The organism is Paenibacillus sp. J14 (assembly GCF_000518465.1).
Classification (GTDB): domain Bacteria; phylum Bacillota; class Bacilli; order Paenibacillales; family Paenibacillaceae; genus Fontibacillus; species Fontibacillus barengoltzii.
The window spans coordinates 48,296-54,295 of the sequence record NZ_JADQ01000030.1; the positions used below are offsets into that span (position 1 = coordinate 48,296).

Here is a 6,000-nt window from a genome sequence, read left to right on the forward strand (position 1 = left end):
TAATAGGAACCTTATTTACCCTTATCTTTAAGCCGTTCTGGTTGAACGCGCCTCAGCGTCTTACTTCGTGCCCGTATGCCCAAACCCGCCGGCGCCGCGAACCGTCTCCGACAGCTTGTCTACCTGCACGAGGTTCACCTCGGGAACGATCTGGAACACCATCTGAGCAATCCGTTCATTCCGCCGGATCACGAACGGTTCCTGACCAAGATTGATCAGCAGCACCTTGATTTCGCCGCGGTAATCTGCATCGATGGTTCCCGGCGTATTCAGGCACGTAATCCCGTGCTTCAACGCCAGCCCGCTGCGCGGGCGAATTTGCGCCTCTAAGCCGCCGGGCATCGCGATCGCGATCCCGGTCGGTACGAGGGCGCGTTGCCCTGGCTGGAGCGTCAGCTCCTCTGTAACGGCGGCGTAGAGGTCAAAGCCGGAAGCCAGCTCCGACATTTTACGCGGCAGCTCAATATCTTCATTTCCTGCCAAACGATTAATTTGCACTTCAAACGACAAGCTCATCTCTCCTAACTCCCGATATCACGCGATCAGACGCCCCCACCATAGCAAGCGAAAATGGATGACTAAACATGCCCTTCAATACTTGGTTAACATCGTCCATCGTCACCGCCTCAATGCGGGCGATCATTTCATCTAAAGAATAATGTTTGCCGATCATCAGCTCATTTTTGCCAAGTCGATTCATGCGGCTTCCGGTGCTTTCTAAGCTCAAAATCAAGCTGCCCTTCAGCTGTTCCTTCCCCTTGCTTAGCTCGTTTGGAGTAATCCCGTTCACCGACACATCGTGCAGGATCTCCTTGGTCAAATCCAGCACTTCCTTCGTTTGACGCGGCGCGGTTCCCGCGTACACCGTAAACAGTCCACTGTCAGCGTGCGAGCTGTGATACGAGTACACCGAGTAGGCTAACCCGCGTTTCTCACGGATTTCCTGAAAGAGTCGCGAGCTCATGCCGCCGCCAAGCGCATTGTTCAGCAGCACCATCGCATACTGCTTCTCATCCCCGATCGGCAATCCGGGGAAGGACAAGCAAATATGGTTCTGCTCGGTCTTCTTGCGGTGGAACTTCAATCCGCCCAAGAACTCAGGCGCAGCCAATGGACTGGAACTTCCCCGATTCGAAAAATCACCGAAATATTGCTCCAGCAGGTCAATCACCTGTTCATCGATATTCCCTGCCACGCTAATAACCGTATTCTCGATCGTATAGTGCTCACGCATGTATTCTCGCAGATGCTCAGATTCCATAGCGCGCAGCTTCTCCTCCGTCCCTAGAATCGGAAGAGCCAGCGGATGGTCCCCGTAGGCTGCCTGCGTTACAAGATCGTGGACCATATCATCCGGCGTATCTTCGTACATGGAGATTTCCTCGACGATGACGTTTTTCTCTCTCCGCAGCTCTTCCGCATCGAACAAAGAACGGAAAAACATGTCGGACAACACGTCAACCGCAATCGGTAAATGCTCATCCAGCACTTTCGCGTAATAGCAGGTATATTCCTTGGACGTAAACGCGTTAACGTTGCCGCCAATCGCATCAAACTGTTCTGCGATGTCCTTGGCGCTGTAGCGTTCCGTCCCTTTAAACAGCATGTGTTCGATAAAATGCGAAATTCCGCCCCGCTCAGGGCGTTCATTGCGGGAGCCAGTTTTGACCCAAATCCCGAACGAGACCGAACGGCACGTTGGGATCTTCTCCATGACTACCCGAAGGCCGTTTTTCAATTGCGTTTTCTTCACGAAAGGCCCTCCTAAATGTTATGCGATGCGTTGGTTAGCGTCGTTAATAAATGCATCCCTATCCTACCAAAAAAAGGCGGAAAGCTCAACTCTACGGCACAGGAACTTCCACTCGGTCCGGCGACAGCGTTTGTTCCACGGTTCCGAGCACCAACCCTTTGCTGCGAATGGCCTGAATCATCCCTTCCAGCGCGTCGCGGCTGGCCGCCGTCGGATGCATCAAGATCAGCGTTCCCGGCCCTACATTATTGCTAATCTTACTCACGATGCTGGTTGCGGGCGGATTTTTCCAATCTACGGTATCCACCGTCCACAAAACCGTCTTCAGCCCCTGCTCTGCTGCCAGCTTGACGGTCTGCATATTATAATCGCCTGAAGGCGGCGCGAACCAGCGATTTTCCACGCCCAGCTTCTCCTTCAGCAGCTCCTTCGTTTTGGAGATCTCCAGCCGTGCCCGCGTTTGTTCCAGCTGGCTCATATTCGGATGCGAGTAGGCGTGGTTTTCGATTTGATGGCCACGCCGTTTGATTTCAGCCGCAAGCTCCCCGTTCTTCTTCAGCCAGCTGCCATCGAGAAAAAAGGTCGCCTTGACCTTCTGCTGATCCAACGTATCCAGCATCGGCACCAGGTATTCATTGCCCCAGGCCACATTGATCATGAGCGCTGCCATCGGCTTGTTCGGGTTCCCCCGGTAAATCGGCTGCGGCCCTAAATCCTCAAGATTTACTTTCGGCCGTAGCTCCCGATACACATACTCGATGTTCGCGCCCTCCGGCAACAATTTGGCTTTCTCATAGGTACGTTCGATATCTACCTCTCGACCGTTATAGCCGGGAATCGCTTTCCAGACCCGGTCGACCACCGCGTCAATTGGCTCGATCCGCTGCTTCTCCGCCTCTTCCCGGATCTTGGCCAGCAACGGATCCGTATCCTTCGCTGTCCCGCCGCTAGCCGGGTCAGGCTGGTCCTGAGCGCCCAAGTCACCGGTCAAGTCATGAATCAGGCGAAAAGCGTAGCTGTCTTCTCCCGAGCTTTTGGCAACAAAAGCCCGAATGCCGGCAAACTGCCCCAATATCATCATCAACGCAATGCAGATCGCGATGACTGCAAACTTGTTCCGCCCCATGCTAACAGCTCATCCCCTTAAACGGTTTTTGTCCCCATCATATGTTGACAAGCCTAGGGATATGCGAAAGCAATAAAAAAGAGCCAGAATTTAATTATTCTGTCTCTTTTCCCGCAAGGGTTGCCTGCGTCGATAGATTATAAATTTATTTGGATGGAGTTTTGTCCGTTTCGGCGGTTAATACCGCTTTGCGGGAAAGATTAATCCGTCCTTGGTTGTCGATCTCGGTCACTTTTACCGTTACCGTATCACCGATCGCCACAACGTCTTCAACTTTGGCGACGCGTTCCGTTGAGAGTTGCGAAATATGCACTAAGCCGTCTTTACCTGGCAAAATCTCAACGAATGCACCAAATTTCTCGATCCGTTTGACGGTCCCGACGTAAATCTCGCCAACCACCACTTCTTTGACAATCCCTTCAATGATCGAACGCGCTTTGTTGTTCATCTCTTCATTGGTAGAAGCGATGTACACGCGGCCATCTTGTTCGATATCGATCTTCACGCCGGTTTCCTCGATGATCTTGTTGATGATCTTGCCGCCGGCTCCGATAACATCGCGAATTTTGTCCGGATTGATTTGCATGATCGTAATCTTCGGCGCGTAAGGGGACAGATGCTCCTTCGGCTTCTGGATCCGTTCCATCATTTTGGACAAGATAAACAGTCGACCTTCTCTTGCTTGCTTCAAAGCATCGGACAAAATTTGCCGGTCAATGCCATCAATTTTGATATCCATTTGGATCGCGGTAACGCCTTCCGCAGTACCAGCCACTTTGAAGTCCATATCGCCAAGATGATCTTCCATCCCTTGGATGTCAGTCAAGATCGACACATGTTCGCCGTCTTTAATCAGACCCATCGCAACCCCGGCAACCGGAGCTTTGATTGGTACGCCTGCATCCATCATCGCCAGCGTACTAGCGCAAATGCTCGCCTGCGAGGTCGAACCGTTAGATTCCAACACTTCCGATACGAGACGAATCGTATAAGGGAATTCGGATTCCGGCGGAATCACCTTCGACAATGCGCGTTCGCCCAATGCGCCGTGACCGATTTCGCGGCGGCCTGGAGCCCGCAATGGACGAGCTTCGCCAACGCTGAACGGCGGGAAATTATAGTGGTGCATGAAGCGTTTCGACTCTTCGAGGTCAATCCCGTCGAGAATTTGAACATCACCCAATGCTCCAAGGGTACAGATGCTTAGCGCTTGCGTTTGCCCGCGCGTGAACAGACCGGAGCCATGCGTACGCGGCAGCAGGCTGATATCGCATTCAATCGGACGAATCTCGTCCAGTTTACGACCGTCAGGGCGTACTTTTTCATGAGTGATCAACCGGCGCACTTCTTCCTTAACGATGTCGTGAAGTACTTCCTTCACATCGGCGAGCAGCTCCGGCGTTTCTATGTATTTCTCTTCGAAATGAGCTACCGTTTCGTCGTTAATCGCGTCAATCGCATCCTGACGAGCATGCTTCTCAGCGATCTTCACCGCTTCAATCAAGCGATCTTGGGCATAAGCGCGAACCTCACGGTTCACTTCTTCATTTACCGTATGCAACTGAACTTGCATCTTTTCTTTACCGGCGACTTTTACGAGATCTTCAATGACGGCAACGATCCGTTTGATCTCTTCATGGCCAAACATAATGGCTTCCAGCATCACTTCTTCTGGAACTTCGTTCGCTTCCGCTTCTACCATCATGATAGCGTCCTTCGTGCCGGCAACCACGACGTAAATGTCGCTCGCTTCCTGCTGGGCTACGTCCGGGTTAATGACGAATTCCCCGTTTACCCGGCCTACAGCCACGCCTCCGATTGGCCCGTTAAACGGAACATCGGAAATGCTCAGCGCTGCAGAAGTCCCGATCATGGCGGCAATTTCCGGTTCGCAGTCCTGATCCACACTCATGACCAGGTTTACGATTTGCACATCATTACGGAAGCCTTCCGGGAAGAGCGGACGAATTGGACGGTCGGTCAAACGGCTGGCCAGAATCGCTTTTTCACTTGGACGTCCTTCCCGTTTAATAAAGCCGCCGGGAATTTTACCGACCGCATACAGTTTCTCTTCATAATTGACGGTTAACGGGAAAAAGTCCAAATCCTTAGGTTCGGAAGAAGCCGTAACCGTACAAAGCACCGCCGTATCGCCGTAGCGGACCATGACCGCCGCATTCGCTTGCTTCGCTAATCGGCCGGTTTCCAGAATGAGAGGTCTTCCTCCCAAATCCATTCTCACTTCAGTCTGCATGAAATCCCTCCTTATCACCAATACAAGTTCGGTACTGAGTTCATTATTTCCTGCTTTTCACCAATTCATAATGAGAAGCGGCGTTGACAAGAGAAGAATGTCCTCATAACAAAAGCTCCTGACGGAGCTCTTCATGGAAGCTTATCGCAACAAAGCCTAATTTGTAAAAAGCAACCCGGCTGCACACCACACGCTTCGCCAGCGTCCGCCATGCAACTAGGCTGCTTTTGTACAAACTTGTTTAATTAACGACGCAATCCAAGTTTCTCAATCAAAGCGGAGTAACGATTTACGTCTTTGTTCTTCAAGTAAGCCAACAACTTACGACGTTGACCAACCATCTTCAGAAGACCGCGACGGGAATGATGGTCCTTCTTGTGTGTACGCAAGTGGTCCGTCAAATTCACAATGTTCTCCGTAAGGATAGCAATTTGCACCTCAGGGGATCCGGTATCGGACTCATGAGTTCTGTGCTCTTGGATCAATTGTTGTTTACGTTCTTGAGTCAATGCCATCCTGTTCACCTCCTTTATCTCAAATCGCCGTTAGCCTCGTCGCCGGCGGTGAAACCGTGCAACCAAGCCAAGGTTCTCGCTGCCGATTGGAAAAAACATGTTCTTCCGCATGACAACGTTACATAGTATACCACAGCCGATGGGCAAAGTAAATGCCGCGCGATCACTCAGTTAAAATGTTACTAAAGAGGCATCGGTTCACTCACATCGAAATGTTACCGAAGGGATGTGTTTTGAAACTGAGCATGAAAACACGACGTGAAGTAATCCGTACCTTGGCTGATCAATACATGAGAGCGAAATCGCGAAATGAGAAATCTGCAATCCTTGACAACGCCGTGAAGGTGCTGGG

5 protein-coding genes are annotated in these 6,000 nt (G+C 51.4%); all 5 read right to left on the reverse strand.

Translation table 11 applies throughout. The features are described 5' to 3' along the window. Positions 1–60: 60 nt before the first annotated feature. Positions 61–516, reverse strand: coding sequence for a dUTP diphosphatase (dut, locus tag M891_RS0112935; protein WP_016312395.1), 456 nt, complete (start codon positions 514–516; stop codon positions 61–63). Then, the gene (locus M891_RS0112940; RefSeq protein WP_028539136.1) at positions 500–1,753 is read right to left on the reverse strand and encodes a M16 family metallopeptidase; all 1,254 of its coding nucleotides are present in this window, start codon (positions 1,751–1,753) and stop codon (positions 500–502) included. The genes dut and M891_RS0112940 overlap by 17 nt, the downstream gene beginning before the upstream one ends. 91 nt (positions 1,754–1,844) lie before the next feature. Further along, positions 1,845–2,879 carry a polysaccharide deacetylase family protein gene (locus M891_RS0112945; protein ID WP_028539137.1) on the reverse strand — a complete coding sequence of 345 codons (1,035 nt, stop codon included), beginning with the start codon at positions 2,877–2,879 and terminating at the stop codon, positions 1,845–1,847. A gap of 145 nt (positions 2,880–3,024) precedes the next feature. Then, entirely contained in the window at positions 3,025–5,133 is a 2,109-nt protein-coding gene (pnp, locus tag M891_RS0112950) for a polyribonucleotide nucleotidyltransferase (protein WP_016312398.1), read from the reverse strand. Positions 5,134–5,378: 245 nt separating this feature from the next. Next, positions 5,379–5,648, reverse strand: a complete 270-nt coding sequence (gene rpsO, locus M891_RS0112955; RefSeq protein ID WP_009223056.1) for a 30S ribosomal protein S15 — start codon at positions 5,646–5,648, stop codon at positions 5,379–5,381. Positions 5,649–6,000 lie beyond the last annotated feature (352 nt).